The organism is Rhizobium sp. SVR5-2C (assembly GCF_056755115.1).
In genome coordinates this window covers 1-229 of record NZ_JBNDHT010000680.1, presented here as the reverse complement: position 1 = coordinate 229, position 229 = coordinate 1, and the positions used below count along the sequence as shown (strand labels likewise).

At 64.6% G+C, this 229-nt stretch carries 1 pseudogene; it reads right to left on the bottom strand.

Going from position 1 to position 229, the window contains the following annotated elements:
- A pseudogene (locus tag ACPYOI_RS37355) lies at positions 1–229 on the bottom strand (Zn-dependent hydrolase); the annotation flags it as partial.

Sequence of the window (229 nt, the reverse complement as noted above, 5' to 3'; positions counted from 1 at the left end):
AAGAAGACCCGGCCGACGCCGCCGACGGCGCCTGGCTGGTCCTCCATGGCAACCGCATGGACTATCTCCATGATCCGTGCGATGGCAAGCCCGGCGTTGACGCGCATGTTCGCCGGCGTCGATTCCGCATGAGCCTAACTGCCGGTCAACGTGCCTTCCATCCACCAGGGGCCATGATAGTGCGTGACGACACCGATCCGCTTGTCTCCCGCTTCGAGGATCGGGCCCT